Source organism: Burkholderia sp. GbtcB21 (assembly GCF_019091065.1).
Taxonomy (GTDB): Bacteria; Pseudomonadota; Gammaproteobacteria; order Burkholderiales; family Burkholderiaceae; genus Burkholderia; species Burkholderia pyrrocinia_C.
In genome coordinates, this window is sequence record NZ_JAGXKA010000019.1 from 96,510 (window position 1) to 114,153 (window position 17,644).

At 67.9% G+C, this 17,644-nt stretch carries 16 protein-coding genes; 5 read left to right on the forward strand and 11 right to left on the reverse strand.

Translation table 11 applies throughout. The features are described 5' to 3' along the window. Positions 1-95: 95 nt before the first annotated feature. The 3 genes from KVT39_RS31595 (at position 96) to KVT39_RS31605 (ending at position 4,414) form a co-directional block, all read left to right on the forward strand. A complete protein-coding gene (locus KVT39_RS31595) occupies positions 96-1,670 on the forward strand; it encodes a DUF3138 family protein (protein ID WP_217590932.1) in 1,575 nt (524 codons plus the stop codon). 112 nt (positions 1,671-1,782) lie between these two features. Then, a complete protein-coding gene (locus KVT39_RS31600; RefSeq protein WP_217590933.1) occupies positions 1,783-3,087 on the forward strand; it encodes an FAD-binding oxidoreductase in 1,305 nt (434 codons plus the stop codon). 25 nt (positions 3,088-3,112) lie between these two features. After that, positions 3,113-4,414 (forward strand): FAD-binding oxidoreductase, encoded by a 1,302-nt coding sequence (locus tag KVT39_RS31605; RefSeq protein ID WP_217590934.1) that lies wholly within the window; start codon positions 3,113-3,115, stop codon positions 4,412-4,414. Between the two features lie 121 nt (positions 4,415-4,535). On the opposite strand, the gene KVT39_RS31610 is transcribed toward KVT39_RS31605, so the two are convergent. From KVT39_RS31610 to KVT39_RS31650, 9 genes are all read right to left on the reverse strand, one after another. Further along, positions 4,536-5,201, reverse strand: coding sequence for a DUF799 domain-containing protein (locus KVT39_RS31610; RefSeq protein ID WP_034179247.1), 666 nt, complete (start codon positions 5,199-5,201; stop codon positions 4,536-4,538). A 10-nt stretch (positions 5,202-5,211) separates the two neighbouring features. Then, the gene (locus KVT39_RS31615; protein ID WP_111015931.1) at positions 5,212-5,655 is read right to left on the reverse strand and encodes a DUF4810 domain-containing protein; all 444 of its coding nucleotides are present in this window, start codon (positions 5,653-5,655) and stop codon (positions 5,212-5,214) included. Between the two features lie 66 nt (positions 5,656-5,721). Beyond that, complete coding sequence (locus KVT39_RS31620) at positions 5,722-6,393, reverse strand: CsgG/HfaB family protein (RefSeq protein ID WP_217590940.1); 672 nt, start codon at positions 6,391-6,393, stop codon at positions 5,722-5,724. 394 nt (positions 6,394-6,787) lie between these two features. After that, complete coding sequence (gene gor, locus KVT39_RS31625; RefSeq protein WP_217590935.1) at positions 6,788-8,143, reverse strand: glutathione-disulfide reductase; 1,356 nt, start codon at positions 8,141-8,143, stop codon at positions 6,788-6,790. Between the two features lie 244 nt (positions 8,144-8,387). Next, complete coding sequence (locus KVT39_RS31630) at positions 8,388-8,615, reverse strand: hypothetical protein (RefSeq protein ID WP_034179450.1); 228 nt, start codon at positions 8,613-8,615, stop codon at positions 8,388-8,390. A 374-nt stretch (positions 8,616-8,989) separates the two neighbouring features. Beyond that, a complete protein-coding gene (locus KVT39_RS31635) occupies positions 8,990-10,111 on the reverse strand; it encodes a porin (RefSeq protein ID WP_034179251.1) in 1,122 nt (373 codons plus the stop codon). A gap of 521 nt (positions 10,112-10,632) precedes the next feature. Then, positions 10,633-11,355, reverse strand: a complete 723-nt coding sequence (locus tag KVT39_RS31640) for a YoaK family protein (RefSeq protein WP_034179252.1) — start codon at positions 11,353-11,355, stop codon at positions 10,633-10,635. 58 nt (positions 11,356-11,413) lie between these two features. Further along, positions 11,414-11,941, reverse strand: a complete 528-nt coding sequence (locus KVT39_RS31645; RefSeq protein WP_034179253.1) for a chromate transporter — start codon at positions 11,939-11,941, stop codon at positions 11,414-11,416. Next, positions 11,938-12,564, reverse strand: coding sequence for a chromate transporter (locus KVT39_RS31650; RefSeq protein ID WP_217590936.1), 627 nt, complete (start codon positions 12,562-12,564; stop codon positions 11,938-11,940). Before KVT39_RS31650 ends, KVT39_RS31645 begins: the two co-directional genes overlap by 4 nt. Before the next feature lie 96 nt (positions 12,565-12,660). Between KVT39_RS31650 and KVT39_RS31655 the strand changes: the two genes are divergently transcribed. Next, positions 12,661-13,545 carry a transcriptional regulator GcvA gene (locus KVT39_RS31655; protein WP_217590937.1) on the forward strand — a complete coding sequence of 295 codons (885 nt, stop codon included), beginning with the start codon at positions 12,661-12,663 and terminating at the stop codon, positions 13,543-13,545. Positions 13,546-14,245: 700 nt separating this feature from the next. After that, positions 14,246-14,578 (forward strand): hypothetical protein, encoded by a 333-nt coding sequence (locus tag KVT39_RS31660; protein ID WP_207921108.1) that lies wholly within the window; start codon positions 14,246-14,248, stop codon positions 14,576-14,578. A gap of 45 nt (positions 14,579-14,623) precedes the next feature. On the opposite strand, the gene KVT39_RS31665 is transcribed toward KVT39_RS31660, so the two are convergent. Together KVT39_RS31665 and flgL are read right to left on the reverse strand one after the other, a co-directional pair. After that, on the reverse strand, positions 14,624-15,931 hold the full coding sequence (locus KVT39_RS31665; protein WP_175749014.1) for a solute carrier family 23 protein: 1,308 nt from the start codon (positions 15,929-15,931) through the stop codon (positions 14,624-14,626). Between the two features lie 271 nt (positions 15,932-16,202). Continuing rightward, positions 16,203-17,438 carry a flagellar hook-associated protein FlgL gene (flgL, locus tag KVT39_RS31670; RefSeq protein ID WP_034179260.1) on the reverse strand — a complete coding sequence of 412 codons (1,236 nt, stop codon included), beginning with the start codon at positions 17,436-17,438 and terminating at the stop codon, positions 16,203-16,205. Positions 17,439-17,644: the final 206 nt, after the last annotated feature.

Below are 17,644 nucleotides of genomic sequence, written 5' to 3' on the forward strand. Positions count from 1 at the left end.
CCTTTTCTTTTCCTCGATAACAAGACCCGCGCGCCGCACCCTGCGGCGCGCGAACCGATCGCACTTTGACTGGCGCACGACAAGGAGAATCCGCAATGAAGAAGAAACTGATCTGCCTGCTGGTGGCCGGCGCGTTGCCGGGCATCGCGCTGGCCGACTCGACATCCGCCGAGATCAAGGCGCTGCAGGCGCAGGTCGCGGCGCTGCAGAAACAGATGAAGGCCATGCAGGCGCAGCTCGCCGCGAAACCGGGCGGCGCCGCTGTCGCGCAAGCCGGTGCGAAGACCGGCGCGGCACCGGCTGCGGCGGCCGTCGATCCGGGCTCGCCGGACTACGGCAAGGCGCAGGCCACGCTGACCAACGACGAGGTCAGCGACATGAAGCAGCAGATCGCGAACCAGCAGCTGAAGGTCGACTCGCTGACCGACGCGGCCAGCACGGGCCCGCTCGCCGGCCTGTCGGTGACGGGCTACATCGATCCGACCTACATCTACAACCGCGCGGCCGGCACGTCGTCGTTCCTGTTCGCGAACCACGAGAACGCGTACAACTACTTCAACAGCACGTTCGGCGATCTCTACCTCGACATCAAGAAGACCTTCGGCGTCGGCCCGATGGCGCCGTCGGCCGAGATCACGCTGATGCCGAACCGCGGCAACGGCATCACGCTGCTGCAGAATTCGCGCGGCTCGATCACCGACAACCTGCTGAACACGGCGGTCATCAACGTGCCGATCACCGCCACCACGACGCTGGTCGCCGGCCTGATCCCGAGCTTCGGCGGCTACGAGGTGCAGCAGTCGAACCAGATGCTCACGCTCACGCACAACCTGCTGTACGATTTTTCGGATCCGGGCAGCTACGTCGGTGTCGGCGCGAACTACACGAAGGGCAACTGGGCGTGGAAGTTCTTCCTCGGCAACGAGCAGTACCGCACGTACGGTTCGGTCACGCAGACGGGCACCAACGCGCTCGGCGATCCGATCAGCACCAGCAACAAGGTGCCGACCTTCACCGCGCGCGCGGACTACACGTGGTCGAGCGCGCTCGATATCGGCGGGTCGTTCAACATCGGGCGGCAGACGCTGGCGAGCGCGATCGACGATCAGGGCGTCGTCCACTACGGCCCGGGCGGTGCGGCACCGAGCGCATACGGTTCGTTCTTCTTCGGCGAACTCGACGCGACCTACACGCTTGCCGATATTCAGTACAACGCCGAAGTCGACTACGGCCGGCAGCAGCATGCGGCGTTCAACGGCGGGCTCGCGCAGTGGTACGGCCTGTCGCTGCTCGCGCACCGCAAGTTCAACGCGCCGGTGGTCGGCCGCATGGGCGTGACGCTGCGCTACGACCTGCTCGCCAACACGAAGAACGGCGGCGGCGGCGGCGGTATCGCGCTGAACGGCAACGGGATGGATCCGAACAACGGCTTCGGCGTCGACGCGGACTGCCTCGCGATGTCGAAGGCCGGCGGCGGCCTGGGCTTCGAGTGCAAGGGGGCCGTGCGCCAGGACGTCGCGCTCGACCTGCTGTTCTATCCGACCCAGCAGATCACCGTGAAGGTCGAATACCGGCACGACTGGGCGAACAACAAGGTGTTCCTGCGCAACGACGGTTCGTACGGCAAGTCCAACGACCTGCTCGCGACGCAGTTCATCTATTCGTTCTGACGCAGCACACGCGGGACGCCGTGCCGCGCGCACGGCGTCCCGCGCCGTTTTTGCCGGCCGGATCGCGGTGCGTCGCGCACCGTCCGCCGGTCGTAAAGAGGGAGTCGATTTGATGACGCAGTCTTTCACCCGCCGCGCCGATGCACTCGCGCGCGACTCGTACTACGAAGCGACGGTCACGCGGCCCGTGGTCGACGATCCTTCGCTCGACGACACGATCGACGTCGACGTCTGCGTGATCGGCGCCGGCTTCGCGGGCCTGTCGACGGCGCTCGACTGCCGCGCGCGCGGGCTGTCGGTCGCCGTGATCGATGCGCACCGGCCCGGCTGGGGCGCATCGGGCCGCAACGGCGGCCAGGCGATCACCGGCTTCGCGAAGGACGAGGAGATCGAGCGGCAACTCGGCGCCGACGGCGCGCGCGCCGCGTGGGCGCTGTCGCTCGACGGCGTCGCGCTGATCGCCGAGCGGATCGCGCGCTACGGGATCGACTGCGACTTCACGCGCGGCTACCTGACGGTTGCGACGAAGCCGCGCCGCATCGACGACCTGCGCGCGTGGATGGACGCCGCGACGTCGCGCTGGGGCCATCCGCCGCTCGCGTGGCTCGACACCGGCGAGATCCGCGCGCGCATCGCGTCGACGCGTTACCTGGCCGGCGTGCACGATCCGCTGTCGGGCCACCTGCATCCGCTCAAGTACTGTCTCGGCCTCGCCGATGCCGCGCGCCGCGAAGGCGTCGCGCTGTATGCGCACACGCCCGCGCTCGACATCGTGCGCGGCGCGCGGCCCGTCGTGCGCACGCCGTCGGGCGAGGTGCGCTGCCGCTACGTCGTGTCGTGCTGCAACGCGGGCCCCGGCGGCGTGCTGCCGGCCGCGACCGCCGCACGCATCGCGCCGATCGCGTCGTACATCATCGCGACCGAGCCGCTCGGCCAGGCACGCGCCGACGCACTGATCGCGCGGCGCGAAGCCGTGTGCGACAACAACTTCTTCCTCGACTATTTCCGGCTGTCGGCCGACCACCGGATGCTGTTCGGCGGCCGTGCGAATTCGGCCGGCGCGTCGCCCGCGACGCTCGCCGAAACGATCCGGCAACGGATGGTCGGCGTGTTCCCGCAGCTCGGCGACGTGCGCGTCGACCACGCGTGGGGCGGCTTCGTCGACGTCACGCGCAACCGCGCGCCGGATTTCGGCGCGCTCGATCCAAACTTCTTCTACGTGCAGGGTTTCAGCGGGCACGGCGTCGCGCTCACCGGCATCGCCGGACGCGCGGTCGCCGGCGCGATCGCGGGCGACACGCGCGCGTTCGACCTGTTCGCGCGCATACGCCACCGGCGCTTCCCCGGCGGCGACGCATGGCGGCAGCCCGCGCTCGAACTCGGGATGCTGTACCACCGCGTGCGCGAGCTGTTCTGAGCCCTCTTTCTCCGTTCTCCTGACCATGCAGACATTCGCCAACCAGCCGCACGTCGCGTCCTATTACGCGGCGACCGCCAACGATACGACCCGCCACGCGCCGCTCGCCGGCACGACCGACGCCGACGTGTGCGTGATCGGCGCGGGCCTCACGGGCCTGTCCGCCGCGCTCAACCTCGCCGAGCGCGGCCACTCGGTGACCGTGCTCGAAGCGTCGCGGGTCGGATGGGCGGCGAGCGGCCGCAACGGCGGCCAGTTGATCGGCGGCTTTGCGTGCGACATCGACACGTTCGGGCAATTCATGCCGGAAGGCGACGTGAAGCGCATCTGGGACATGGGGCTCGAAACGCTGTCGCTCGTGAAGTCGCGCATCGCGCGGCACGACATCGACTGCGCGCTGATGCCCGGCTACCTGACTGCCGCGAACACCGAGCGCGACGCCGATGCGCTGAAGCGCTGGCGCGACGAAGCCGCGAAGCGCTTCGGCTACGACCGCTTCCATTTCGTCGAAGCCGACGAACTCGGCGACTACGTGCAGTCCGCCCGCTATTGCGGCGGCCTGTACGACCCGGACAGCGGCCACCTGCATCCGCTCAACTACACGCTCGGCCTCGCCCGTGCGGCGACCGGCGCAGGCGTGCGCATCCACGAGGACAGTTGTGTGACGCGCGTGCGCGACGTCGCGGGCGGCCACGTCGTCGAGACGAGCGGCGGCAACGTTCGCGCGCGTTTCGTCGTGCTCGCATGCAATACCTACGTCGGCACGCTCGCGCCCGCGCTGTCGAAGAAGATCATGCCGGTCGGCACCTACGTGATCGCAACGGAACCGCTCGGCGAAGCGCGTGCCGCCGCGCTGATGCCCGCGCAAGCGGCGATCTGCGACAGCCGCTTCGTGCTCGACTATTTCCGGCCGGTGCCCGACACGCGGCTCGTGTGGGGCGGCAAGGTCAGCTATTCGACGCGAGAGCCGCGCGATCTCGCGGCCGCGATGCGCGCGGACATGCTGAAGACATTCCCGCAGCTCGCGGACGTAAAGGTCGACTACGCATGGGGCGGCTTCGTCGACATCACGATGAACCGCGCACCGCACTTCGGCCGCGTCGCGCCGACGATGTACTTCGCGCAGGGATTTTCGGGGCACGGCGTGAACACGACCGCGCTCGCGGGCAAGCTGATCGCCGAGGCGATCGACGGACAGGCGAGCCGCTTCGACCTGTTCGGCAAGATCCGGCATCGCGACTTCCCCGGCGGCGCGGCACTGCGCATGCCGGCGCTGGTGCTCGCGATGAGCTGGTACCGGCTGCTCGACGCGTTCGGCGTGCATTGAGCCGCTGCGCGGCGCCGGCCGCTTTCCGCATTTTTCCGGCCGCATCGACGCAAAACGGCCGCGCACGTTACGTGCGCGGCCGCTTCGTTTCTATGCCCCTATAGCGGGCAGCCTGCGTCGATCAGTCGGTGCCGTACTTCGGCGAATGCGGCCCATACAGCAACCCGTTCGGCGGCCCGGCCGACAACAGCCGGTTGCTCGTGAACGCGGCGATGTCGTGACTCTGATCCATCAGCGTGTTCGCGATCTGCTTGACCGCGGCCACCACGAGCATGCCGATCAGGCCGCCACCGCCGTTGTTGCCGCCCTCGTCGCTGCTCGCGCTCGCCCGGCCCTGCCACAGCACGTCGCCCGTGCGCAGGTCGACGAGCTTCGCCGACGCGGACACGACCGTTGCGCTCGCGAGAATCCGGTACACGGTGCCGTACTGCGAGACCTTCGAATACAGCGCGGCGTCCGCGCCGAAGATCTCGCGCAGCTTCGCGGGCGGCGTTCCCTGGATCTCGGCCGCGTTGGTCAGGCCGTTCTGCTTGAACGTCTCGTCCATCACCGCGACCGGCACCACGTAATAGCCGGACTCGGCGAGCGGCAGCGTCATTTGCGACAGCACCCCGTAGGTGGCCGCGACGTCGGAGGTCTCGTTGATCGGCGGCAGCACGAGGATCGAGCGCGGCTGGCTCTTCTTGAACGCCGTGTAGTCGGGTCGTTTCACCGGCTGTGCGCACGCGCTCAGCAGCGCGACGATCGACAGCACGGACATCAGCTTGAATGAGAGTGTCTTGAACATGGCGGGCGCGTCACTGTTTGGCGGAATTCGAATCGGCGTTCTTCTGGCCGGCGATCGTCTGGCCGGCGGCGCTCTGCCCGGCAGCCTTCTGATCCGCGGGCTTCGCTGCGCCGGTTTTCTTCTTCAGCAGGAAATCCATGAAGGTCGACGATTCCGGGAACAGCTGCTTCTCGGCCTGCAGTTCCTGCTCGGCCTGCTGCTCGTTGCCGACGCTCGCGTACAGCATCCCGAGATGCGCATGGAAGCCCGGCGGCGGCGTATGGCCCTTGCCGCGGATGTCCTGCAACGCCTTTTCGAGCGCGTCGATCTGCTCCTGCGGCGACTTCTGCCCCTTGAAGTATTCGTACACCTGCGGCTGGTAGCCCGTCCACTGATAGAGCGGCGGCGTGGAGCTCGCGCAGCCGGCGAGCAGCAATGCGGCGGCCGTCGCCGGCAGCCAGTTACCCCGTTTCATGGTCTTTTCTCTTTGATGTCGTGGTGAATCGATCGCATGCGGCGCCGGCCCCGGCGCCTGCAGCGCTTACTTCGCGGTCTTCAGCGCACCGGCGTCGACCTGTTCGGCGAGATGGTTCACGGCTTCCTGGATCGCGAGGTCGAGCACCTTGCCGTTGAGCGTCGAGTCGTAGCCGGCCGTGCCGCCGAAGCCGATCACTTCGCGGTTCGACAGGCTGAACTCGCCCGCGCCCTGGCTCGACGCGACGACTTCCGACGTCGTCGTGTCGACGATGTTCAGGTTGACCTTCGCGTACGCGACCTGCGTCTTGCCGCGGCCGAGGATGCCGAACAGCTGGTGATCGCCGACGTCCTTGCGGCCGAATTCGGTCACGTCGCCCGTCACCACGTAGTTCGCGCCCTTCACCGCCTGCGCCTTCTTCATGAAGCCGGCTTCCTGCTTGATCTCGTCGAGGTTCTCGCGATCGAGCACGTTGAAGCGCCGGCTCTGCTGCAGGCGCGTGACGAGAATCGTCTTCGCCTGTCCGCCGAGGCGGTCGATGCCGTCGGAGAAGATGCCGCGCATGTAGCTCGAGCGGTTGTCGAACTTGCCGACCGCGATCGCAACGGGCTTGCCCGCATAAGGCTTCTGCGCGCTGCTCACGGCCGGCACGTCGAGCGTGCGCGACGATTCGGTCGCGCAGCCGGACAGCGCTGCGACAACCGCTGCCGCCACGAGTACGGTGCATCGTGTCTGGATTTTCACTGCTGGTCTCCTTGCGTGGAAAGTTTGCCCGGAACGGGCGTGTCGGTGCGGACGTGCGCGCATCGATGCGACGCGCGCGCGGCCTGATTCATCGCCGGACTGGCGACTACGACATTCGAAGGAAAGGTGCGCGCAACAGGCGTGTTGCGGCGAAAAGCGGAAAGGCGGCAGAACACGCGACATGCGCGTGCGCGCCCGTTACCCCGTTATTGCGGATGCTGCGCTGTTGATCGCGCATGATACGGCCCCCCCGTATGGTTTTGCGCGATGATACCAAACGTGTTTATCGAGACGGAACGTCTTTTAGACAAATGAAGAAATTTTGTGTGGCGGCAGCACGGCGGCGGCGATCGCCCGGAATCGACCCTGGACGAACCCGGTCGCCGCGCTAGTCGGCCACCTTCTGCCGCATCGTCACGAATTCCTCGGCCGCGGTCGGATGGATGCCGATCGTGTCGTCGAACTGCGCCTTCGTCGCGCCCGCGCGAATCGCGATCGCGATCCCCTGGATGATCTCGCCCGCATCGCGGCCGACCATGTGCGTGCCGATCACGCGCTGGCTGTCGCGCGCGACGACGAGCTTCATCAGCGTGCGCTCGTCGCGGCCCGACAGCGTGTGGCGCAGCGCCTTGAACGACGTGCGGTAGATGTCGACGTCGCCGTACGCGCGACGCGCATCGGCCTCGGTCAGGCCGACCGTCGCGACCTCGGGCTGGCTGAACACGGCCGACGGCACCCATTCGTGATCGGCCGCGACGCGCGCCCCGCCGAACAGCGTGCGCGCGAGCAGCCCGCCGTCGCGCGTCGCCACCGGCGTGAGCTGCGGCCGCGACGTGACGTCGCCGATCGCATGGATCGACGCGACCGACGTCGCCGAATACGCATCGACCGCAATCGCGCCGCGTGCGTCGAGCATCACGCCCGCCTGCTCGAGCCCGAGCCCGTCGACATTCGGCACGCGGCCGGTCGCATAAAGCACCGCGTCGTACGGCCCGTGCTGCGCATCGCCGACGCGCACGCTCAGCGTGCCGTCGTCCGCGCGGGAAATCGATTCGACCACCGTGCGCGCGTGGATCGCGACGCCCTGCTTCGTCATCTCGTCGGTCAGGAATTGACGCACGTCGTCGTCGAAGCCGCGCAGGATCTTCTCGCCGCGATAGAACAGGTCGACGTGACTGCCGAAGCCGTTGAAGATGCCCGCGAACTCGACCGCGATATAACCGCCGCCGACTACCACGATGCGCGTGGGGCACGTCTCGAGCGACAGCGCCTCGCGCGACGTGATCGCGTGTTCGATGCCGGGCCGATGCGGCAGCGACGGACGCGAGCCGGTCGCGATCGCGATGTGGCGCGCCCGGATCGTGCGTTCGCCGATCGCGACGGTATGCGCATCGACGAGCGTCGCGCGCCCCGCGTGCATCTCGACGCCCGATTGCCGCAGCAAATTGATGTAGATGTCGCTCAGCCGATTGATCTCGCGATCCTTCGCGGCGATCAGCGCGGGCCAGTCGAGCGTGCCGGCGCCGAAGGTCCAGCCGAAGCCCTTCGCGTCCTCGACTTCGTGCGGGTAGTGCGATGCGTAGACGAGCAGTTTCTTCGGAATGCAGCCGCGCAGCACGCAGGTGCCGCCGATCTGCTCTTGTTCCGCTATGCCGACGCGCGCGCCGTATGACGCCGACATCCGTGCGAGCCTCACGCCGCCCGAGCCGGCCCCGATGACGAACAGGTCGTAGTCGAAATCCATCGCATTGCCTCATCGCAGTTCGGATGACGGCACGATAGCAAGATTCCGGAATTCTTGCGGCGCACGGCACGACCCGGCGCGCGCCCAATAAAAAACGGCGAGAAGCGTCGCCTCTCGCCGGTCAAACCAGCTGCCGGGTGTGCCATGCGTCACCGATCGACCACATGCCCGGCCTGCCGGCCGCGCGGCACCGGTCCGCCCGGGCGCGCGAGGAGCGCGCCAGCGGCCGAACCGGCCGCCATGCTCATGCCTGCGACGTGTCGCTGCCGTCCGTCGCCTGCGTATCGTCTGCCGCCTGTTCGGGCTGCTCTTCCTTCTTCTCGAGCATGCCCTCGATCGCTTCGGCGCCCTTGAAGCCGGCAACGGCCGCTGCCGCCTTGGTCAGCAGGCCCGCATCCGGATCCAGCTTTTCCGCGGCTTCGACTGCCGCCACTGCACCGGCGATTTCGCCCACGGTGTTCAGGATACCCATCGTCATCCCCTTTCAAGAAATCGTGAAGCCGATCGTCCCACGAAAAAAACCGGCAGACCGTGTCTGTCATCACCGGATACACAAGTTACGCACCAGGCCGGCCGCGCTCGGCAAGCGCCACCGGAACGACGCACGCGCATGCACGACGGCACGCGGCGGGCGATGCACGCAGCGTAGCGGAAAGCCTTCGCGCGTACTGTAAAAGTATGTTCTGGAATGCCGACGGATCGCTTACGGCGCGGGGAATCCGTGATGAAGCGATTGCCGAATAGTCGTGTGCGCATATGAATGCCGCATGACGAAAAAAAGAGGCTCCTTGCGGAGCCTCTTCGATGCGTGCCGGACGAATGCCGGCGCGTGCGTTCCGACGTTCGTCAGAAGATATTGCGCAGGCCGATCGCGATGCCCGTCTGGTTGCTGCGGCCCGGCAGCTCGACGTTCGCCGCGCCGTTCGTCTTGTTGAAGTCGACGGTGCCGTAGATTTCGGTGCGCTTGCTCAGCGCGTACTCGGCGATGCCGACGATCGCGTAGCGGTTGCCGCTCGCGAGCGTGCCGTTCGCGGTCATCGCATTGCGCATGTGGTCGTAGTAGAACGCGCCCGTCAGCGTCAGCGGCGTGCTGACCTGCCAGCTCACGCCCGCGAACGGACCGTCGTCGATCCGGCCCGTGCCCTTCGCGACCGGAATCGTCTGCTGCGCGAGCAGGCTGTCGACGAAGCCGGTGTCGTCCTTCGAGCGCAGGTAGCCCGCGTAGACCTTCGCCTTGCTGAACGCGTACACGACGTTCGCGTGGTAGATGGTCTGCTTGCGCGCCGAGTTGTCGCTGTTCTGCTGCGCGCCGGCCGCGATGCTGAGCGGGCCCATCACGTACGACAGCGACACGCCCCACGCATTACCCTTGCCGAGCGAACCCGGAATCTGGCCCGAGAAGCCGCCGGCGCCGGTCGATTCGTAGTTGGTGCCCGTCGAGTACATCGCCTTCGCGGTCAGGCCCGCGAACTTGCCCGTGTACTTGATCTGGTTGTCCGCATACAGGCCGCCGCCGAGTGCGACCGGCAGCCATGCATTTTCGAGGTAGTTGCCGACCGTCAGCGGATCGTAGGTATCCGACAGCAGATCGAACAGCGGCGTCTTCTGGCGGCCGAGGGTCACCGTGCCGTACGGGCTCTGCAGGCCGACGTATGCCGCACGGTTGAACAGGCGGCCGCTGTCGGCAAATGCGCCGTTCTGCAGGTTCACGCCGCTTTCGAGGTTGAACACGGCCTTCAGGCCGCTGCCGAGGTCCTCGGTGCCGTAGATGCCGAAGCGGCTGTTGGTGATCGCGCCGTTGGACATCGACAGCAGTCCGTCATTCTTGGCGTTCGCGTTGGTCAGGTAGCGGACGCTGACGTCGGCGACGCCCCAGAGCGTGACCGAGCTTTGTGCGGCCGCGTACTGGCTGGCGAATGCGAGCGCGGCGCCCCCTGCGATGACTGCGAGTCGGGTGGTCTGCTTCATGAGCTTTCCTTTTTGTAGGTGTCTCCGTTCATTGCCGGCCGCGTGCGCAGCCGGGTGGCGATCGCACACGTTTTTGGCGCGCGCGATGTGGCTTGAATCATATGACGACTGCAATCTCTGAAAGAAATTGAAACGCGCGGTAATCGCGTGACTGTCGCCCGGGAACAACGTTTCCCGCGCCGCGCCGCGCCGCGCCGGGCATGCGTCGCGCGGCGGCGGGACGGGTCGCGACGGTGTCGGCGTGTGCGCGCGGTGCTGTAAGGATCGACGAGGGTGCGGCGCGGTAAAGGGGCGTGTCGCGGCGGGCCGGTTGGTGTGGTCGATGCAACCGGAATGTGTCGCGAACGCCTGCAGCGGGCGCGGCCGGTGCAACCGGCCCGCGTTCGGGTGCGCCGGCGGATCGGTGGATCGGTGGATCGGTGGATCGGTGGATCGGTGGATCGGTGGATCGGCGTGTTGATGAAGCGGCGACGCGGTAAATCCGGAACGCGGCACCCACGGCTGCCGGGTGATGCACGCAGTCAGGCCGTCTGCGCCGCCCCGTCTTCGTCGCGACCACCATCGCCGCCGTTCCCCGCGCGACGCCACGCGCGCCGCACGATCTCCGCGAACGCACCGACCAGCAGCAGCACGGCCCCCCACAGCGCGACGTCCGGCGCAAGCCGCGTCACGAGGCCGCCGGCCACCGCGCCGGCCAGGAAGCAGAAGCTGATCGTCGCGAGCAGCGCCGAGTCGTGCAGCGCACCCGCGTCATAGCGCGGGATCAACCCGACGAACAGCTTCTGCGCGGCACGCCGCAGGTTGCCGGTCGTCATCACCGACGTGTACGACAGTTCCTCGAGATGGGTGAACGACAGCGTCTGCAGCGTCGCGACGAACGAGATGCCCGGAATCAGCCACGCGCTCGACGCGCCGACGAGGCCGCTCGCGGCGACGCCGAGAAACGCGATCTCGACGATCAGGCTCGCGAACGCGGTGTGCCGCATCCAGCCGCGCTGCGCGGCGAGACCGAGCAGGTGCGCGACGAATACCGCGATCACGAAGCCGACGAGCGGCGGCACGTGATGCAGCGCGGCAGCCCATTCGCCGGCCGACAGGTTGATGCCTAACAGCGCGACGTTGCCGGTCATCGTGTTCGCGAACACGTGGCCGTGGCCGACATACGTGTATGCGTCGAGGTAGCCGCCGGACAGCGTCAGCAACGCGGCGACGGTGAGATTGCGGCTGGCGCCGTCGAGATCCATCGATCCTCCCGTGAATATTCGCGCCAGTATGCGGGACGGGAGATGGCTTGTCCTTCGTTCACTGCCCGAAGCCGGTGAGCCCGATCAGCGCGCCGCCCGCGAGCAGCCACAGCGGATGGATGCGCGTGCGCCACGCGAGCAGCGCGCATGCGGCCGTGATGCCCCACTGGATCGCCGTGCGGTTCGACGCGTCGGAGATCAGCACCGCGCTCGCCGCGACGAGCCCGGCCGTGACGGGCATCATCCCCTGCTGCACGTAGCGGCGCCACGGCCGGTCGCGAAAACGCTCCCATGCATGCAGCGCAAGCACCGTGACGATCGACGACGGCCCGAACTTCGCGAGCGACGCGACGAGCAGCCCGGCCCAGCCGGCCACGTGCCAGCCGACCAGCGACACGATCATCATGTTCGGCCCGGGCGCCGCCTGGGCCAGCGCGAACAGCGCGGTGAACTCGTGCGCGCTCATCCAGTGATGCACGTCGACGACCTGCCGCTGCATCTCCGGCAGGATCGTATTGCCGCCGCCGAACGCGAGCAGCGACAGCTGGCTGAAGATCGTCGCGATCGCGACCAGCGTGTCGTTCATGGCCGGCCTCCGGGCTGCGCGTCGCGCGCGGCCGCCTGCGCCGGCTGCGGCGTGCCCGCATCGCGGCGCCGCGACGCGAGCCAGACGCTGACGGGCGTCAGCACGAGCATCGTGGTCGGCAGCGGAATGCGCAGCACCGCGATCGCGACGAACGCGAGCGCCGCGATGCCAGCCGCCGCGCGCGCGTGCCGCAGCGGCTTCGCGACCTTCACGGCCATCGCGACGAGCAGCCCGGCGGCCGCGGCGGCGAGCCCCGCGAACAGGTGCTGCACGTGCGGATCGTTCTGCGTCTTCGCGTACAGCACGCCGAGCGCGACGACGACGAGCGTCGGGCCCGCGATCAGCCCAAGAATGCCCGCGAACGCGCCGGCGATGCCGCGAAAGCGCATGCCGACGGCGACCGACAGGTTGATCACGTTGCCGCCCGGCAGGAACTGGCACAGGCCGAGCAGATCGGTGAATTCGTCGGCGGACAGCCACTTGCGCTCGTCGACGATCGTGCGCCGCGCGAACGGCAGCGCGCCGCCGAACGACATGAAGCCAAGCGACAGGAAGCCGGTGAACAGCTCGGCGAGACCAACGCTGCGAGGTGACGCGGCAGGCTGCGGGGAAACGGATTGCATGGGGCTCCTCATCAAACGGTCAGCCGAGGTTACCGCCGTTCAGGATCCCGGCAAAACGATTTTATCGGCGCGCCCTTGTGATCTAGAATCACAAGCATGGCACGCGATCTCCCGCCCTTTTCCGCGCTTCGGGCCTTTGAAGCTGCGGCACGACATGAAAGCTTCAGCGCCGCCGGCGACGAGCTACATGTGACTCACGGTGCCATCAGCCGGCAGATCGCCGCGTTCGAGGCGTGGCTCGGCAAGCCGGTGTTCCACCGCTACGGCAAGCGCGTGAAGCTGACCGACGAAGGCCGTCGTTACCTGGACACCGTGCGTGCGGCGTTCGACAGCATCGCGCACGCGACCGAGCAGTTGCGCAACACGGGTGCCGCGCGCGTGCTGCGCATCAATGCGCTGCCGACCTTCGCGATGAAGTGGCTGCTGCCGCGCCTGTCGCGGTTCCAGCGCGACGTGCCGAACGTCGAACTGAAGCTGTCGACGTCGAACGCGCCGCTCGATGCGCTCGACGGCTTCGATGTCGCGATCCGCCGCGGCCCCGGCCACTGGCCGAACTGCACGAACGGCCACTTCCTCGACGAAAGCGTGATTCCGGTCTGCAGCCCGGCGCTGCTCAAACGCGCGCCGATCGCGCGCGCGGACGACCTCGCACGGCACGTGCTGCTGCATTCGGATACGCGGCCGGAAGGCTGGCGCGACTGGTTCGCGGCGGCCGGCGTCGCGATGAAGGGGCGCAAGCGGCAGTCGTTCGACCACTTCTACCTGGCGCTGCAGGCGGCCGTCGACGGGCTCGGCGTCGCGCTCGGCCCGCTGCCGCTGATCGACGACGAGCTCGCGAGCGGCCGGCTCGTGATGCCGCTGCCGGGGCCGCGCATCGCGACGCGCAGCTACTGGTGGATCACGCCGCGCGCGCCGGCCGACGATCCGCTCGTCGCGCAGTTCTGCGCGTGGCTGGAAGCGCAGTCGAATGTGAACGCATGACGCGCCGCGCACCCGACGCCTGATCGAAACGGCAGCGATGCGCCGCCGCCCCTCCCCGCACGCGTTGCAAGACTGAAACCGTTCCGCATGCGGCGCGTCCGTTTCTCCTGCGGAATCGCCGTCGCGCCGCACCTGCGATCCCCCGTCGGTCCGGCCGTTCCGCACCAGGCCCGGCGCACCGCCGACCGGCTCCGCCGCCGCAGGTTTCACGCCTGAAACATTGCCGCCTCCGACCCATTGCACGGCTGCAGGCAGCGACCGCTCAGCCCCTGTCCGCGCGGCAATCCGCGCGGTGGCCCGCTGCTTGCTCATACAGCCGTGCAGACAAAAGCAACTGCACGGCCGAGCGGCTCGATGCAGGCGACAAACAATCAAGAAGTCGGGGAAATCATGTCGAAAATCATTTCGGCCGTCACACGGCTGCTGTCTCGCATCACAGCTCCTTTCACTGCTCCTGTCACGCATCCACTGATGCCGACGGCGCGACTTCGCACCGTCGAGATCCGATGCGCCGACACGGTCCGCACCGTCACCCGATGCCGCGACGCGTCGATTCGATAGGCGAACCCCGGTAAACCCCTGCCGCGCGCATACGCACCACGACGACGCCCCGCGGCGCCGAGGCCAGGGCTGCCGAGCCCCAGGCGCCGCGACGGTCCAGGCGTATGCGCGGATCAAGGCGACCAGTCCGACCCAGCTCGTGGTCGCGAACAAGGACACGAGCATCGGCAACCTGAGCGTGCCGAACGCCAACAACCCCGCCGGGACGACGCTCGCGGTCCAGACCAACGACCGGGCCGGGTACACGGTGCTGGTGCAGGTTGCCGCCGCCAGCCAGTCGCAGTTCAGCTCGATCGAGATCACTGGAATCGGCGGCAAGGTCGTGCTGCCGGCGACCGGCGGCAAGATCGCCGTGCCGTATACGGCGCTGAACACGACCTTCACGGTGACCTATCGCTTCGTGTTCGCATCGAAGGCGAAGGACGGGGCCTTCGCATGGCCGATTACGTTTTCGGTGCAGCCCAACCCGTGACGTGCGACGCTCGCCGGGGCTCGCGGCCATGATCCGCGCGGCGGCTCACAGCACCGGGCCCGGCTCCTTTTCCTTGCGCAGGATCGCGTACAGGATGATCGCGCCGAAGGTCGCGGTGCCGATCCCGCCGAGCGCGAAGCCGCCGAACTTCAGCGAGAAGTCGCCCGCGCCGAGCACCAGCGTGACGGCCGCGACGATCAGGTTGCGGTTGTCGGAGAAGTCGACCTTGTTGACGACCCAGATCCGCGCGCCCGTCACCGCGATCAGCCCGAACACGACGATCGACACGCCGCCGAGCACCGGGCCCGGGATCGTCTGGATCACCGCGCCGAATTTCGGCGAGAAGCCCAGCCCGATCGCGATCAGCGCGGCGACCGCGAACACCAGCGTCGAATAGATCCGCGTGACGGCCATCACGCCGATGTTCTCCGCGTAGGTGGTCACGCCCGTGCCGCCGACGCTGCCCGACACGATCGTCGCGAGCCCGTCGCCGATGAACGCACGGCCGACGTAGCGGTCGAGGTTTTGCCCCGTCATCGCGCTGACGGCCTTGATGTGGCCGAGGTTCTCGGCGACGAGGATCACCGCGACCGGCGCGAGCATCAGCATCGCGTGCGGGTCGAACACCGGCGTACGGAACGCCGGCACGCCGAACCACGCCGCATGCCCGACGATCGCGAAGTCGATCGGCTTGCCGAGGCCCATCCCGTTGGTCGCGATCGCGTAGATCGCGTACGCGATTGCAAGCCCGACGAGGATCAGCAGGCGCTGCATCATCCCGCGCGCGAACACCGCGACGCCGCCGACGCACAGCACCGTGACGAGCGCCATCAACGAATCGAAGGTCGACGCCGACACGCCCTTGACCGCGATCGGCGCGAGGTTCAGCCCGATCACCGCGACGACCGCGCCGGTCACGACGGGCGGCATCAGCGTCTCGATCCAGCGCGTGCCGATCGCCTGCACCAGCGCGCCGAGCGCGACGTACACGACGCCGCACGCGACGATCCCGCCGAGCGCGACCGGAATGTTCGGGTTCGGGCCGCTGCCGCCGTAGCCCGTCACCGCGATCACGAGGCCGATGAACGCGAAGCTCGAGCCGAGATAGCTCGGCACGCGCCCGCCGACCAGCACGAAGAACAGCAGCGTGCCGATGCCCGACATGAAGATGCACAGGTTCGGGTCGAAGCCCATCAGCAGCGGCGCGAGCACGGTCGAACCGAACATCGCGACGACGTGCTGCACGCCCATCGCGACCATCTGCGGCCACGCGAGGCGCTCGTCGGGGCCGACCACGCGCGAGGCCGCGCCGGTCGGTTGGACCCGCCAGCGCGGGAAGTAGGAATCGGACATGGGGAAAGCGCTCCTGTCGGTCTGTCGCCGGCTGCGGAGGGCGCGCCGGTCTGGAATCTGGCGCGAGTTTACGGAGCGGGAATGTGGCTGGCAAGCGCGGCAAGCCCGAACGGGCCGCCGGAAAGCTCGGGCGCGGCTCGCCGCATGCGCGAACCGGTGCGCGGCCGCGCGGCCCGGTGAAGCAGCCGCCCATGCGTTGCGCGCGGGTGGCGGCGGATGGCGCCGGCGGCGATGCAAGCGTGCGCTCGCATCGTCGCCGGCGCGCCGTGCATCACGGATTGATGTACTGGAACAGCGACAGGTTCTGAAGCTGCGCGTAAGCCTTCTGCGAGCCCGTCAGCGCGTTCTGCATCTGCAGGAACTGGCTGATCGTCGACACCATGTTGGTGCTCGTCAGGTCGGCCAGGTTGCTGGTGACCTGCAGCGTGTTGGTCTGGTTCACCGTCTGCATCGCCTTGATTTCCTGCTCGCGGCCGCCGACCGACGCCTGCACGGTGAGGACGTTCGTCATCATGTTGTTCAGCTTCGTCGTGCCGGTGGTCATCGCGTTCGCGAGCGCGGCCGCGACAGTCGTGTTGCTGCTGATCGGCACCTTCAGCGCGGCGATCATCGTGTCGAGCGCCGCGAACACGTCGGTGCCGGCCTGCGGCGCGGGCGTGACCGTGAACGTGTCGCCGGGCGCGGGCGTGCCCGACACCGGCACCGACAGGCCGCTGCCGAGCGCGATCCCCGCGCCGGCCGAATACGGCTGTGCGGCGGTCGTGGTCGGCGGCACGACGGAATTGTCGGTGACCGTATAGGTCGGCGCGGCCGCCGTGCCGGCGAACGCGATCGTGAACTGGTGCGTGTTGGTCGCGGCCGACGGGCTCGTGATCGACACCGCACCGATCGTGCCCGTACCCGTGTTGCCCGCGCCGGCGAGCGGCACCGGCTGGCTGCCGAGCATCGGCACCGACAGGAACACGTTCGCGCCGTTGTCGCCCTGCGAGATCGCGCGCGTGTCGGCGATCTGCACCTGCCGCGTGCCCATGTCGCCGCTGTAGGTCACGCCGCCGCCCGACGCGTTCGAGAACGGCGCCGTGGTCGACTGGAAGCCCGAGAACAGGTAGTTGCCCGAACCGTCCGTCGAGTTCGCGAGCGTCAGCAGCTGGTCGCGATAGCCCTGCAACTGCGTCGACAGCGCCGAGCGGTCGCTGTCGGACAGCGAGCCGTCGCCGGCCTGGATCACGACCGTATGAATGCTGTTCAGCAGGTTGTTGACGCTGATGAGCGTCTGGTCTTCCTTCTGCAGCGACGACAGCGCGGCGTTCTGGTTCGACGCGTACTGCGACAGCGTCGCCGACGTCATCGACAACTGCACGGCCTGCGCCGCGCCGAGCGGGTTGTCGGCCGGCGTCGCGAGGCTCACGCCGCTCGAGATCTGCTGGTACAGCTGCGAGAGCTGCGCCTGCTGGTCGCTCATCTGAGCGACGTTCTGCTGGTAGAACTGGGTGGTGGAAATCCGCATCGCTTCGATCCTTAGGGTCTGTTCGCGTATGGAACGCGCATGCGTTGCCACGAGAAGGGCCGCTCGCGAGGCGCGCGACGCTGCGAATACTGGACGTATTCGCAAGGAGCGCAACGCAGCGAGCGGCCCTTCTCGTGGCAACCCCAAATTAAAAAATTCATGTCACGGGAATGCCCGAAATCGCCCGCATAGCGGCGTCGCTCGTC

Coding starts and splice junctions, on each gene's coding strand:
- KVT39_RS31595 (WP_217590932.1), top strand. CDS start 96: ATGAAGAAGAAACTGATCTGCCTGCTGGTGGCCGGCGCGTTGCCGGGC.
- KVT39_RS31600 (WP_217590933.1), top strand. CDS start 1,783: ATGACGCAGTCTTTCACCCGCCGCGCCGATGCACTCGCGCGCGACTCG.
- KVT39_RS31605 (WP_217590934.1), top strand. CDS start 3,113: ATGCAGACATTCGCCAACCAGCCGCACGTCGCGTCCTATTACGCGGCG.
- KVT39_RS31610 (WP_034179247.1), bottom strand. CDS start 5,201: ATGTTCAAGACACTCTCATTCAAGCTGATGTCCGTGCTGTCGATCGTC.
- KVT39_RS31615 (WP_111015931.1), bottom strand. CDS start 5,655: ATGAAACGGGGTAACTGGCTGCCGGCGACGGCCGCCGCATTGCTGCTC.
- gor (WP_217590935.1), bottom strand. CDS start 8,143: ATGGATTTCGACTACGACCTGTTCGTCATCGGGGCCGGCTCGGGCGGC.
- KVT39_RS31630 (WP_034179450.1), bottom strand. CDS start 8,615: ATGGGTATCCTGAACACCGTGGGCGAAATCGCCGGTGCAGTGGCGGCA.
- KVT39_RS31635 (WP_034179251.1), bottom strand. CDS start 10,111: ATGAAGCAGACCACCCGACTCGCAGTCATCGCAGGGGGCGCCGCGCTC.
- KVT39_RS31640 (WP_034179252.1), bottom strand. CDS start 11,355: ATGGATCTCGACGGCGCCAGCCGCAATCTCACCGTCGCCGCGTTGCTG.
- KVT39_RS31645 (WP_034179253.1), bottom strand. CDS start 11,941: ATGAACGACACGCTGGTCGCGATCGCGACGATCTTCAGCCAGCTGTCG.
- KVT39_RS31650 (WP_217590936.1), bottom strand. CDS start 12,564: ATGCAATCCGTTTCCCCGCAGCCTGCCGCGTCACCTCGCAGCGTTGGT.
- KVT39_RS31655 (WP_217590937.1), top strand. CDS start 12,661: ATGGCACGCGATCTCCCGCCCTTTTCCGCGCTTCGGGCCTTTGAAGCT.
- KVT39_RS31665 (WP_175749014.1), bottom strand. CDS start 15,931: ATGTCCGATTCCTACTTCCCGCGCTGGCGGGTCCAACCGACCGGCGCG.
- flgL (WP_034179260.1), bottom strand. CDS start 17,438: ATGCGGATTTCCACCACCCAGTTCTACCAGCAGAACGTCGCTCAGATG.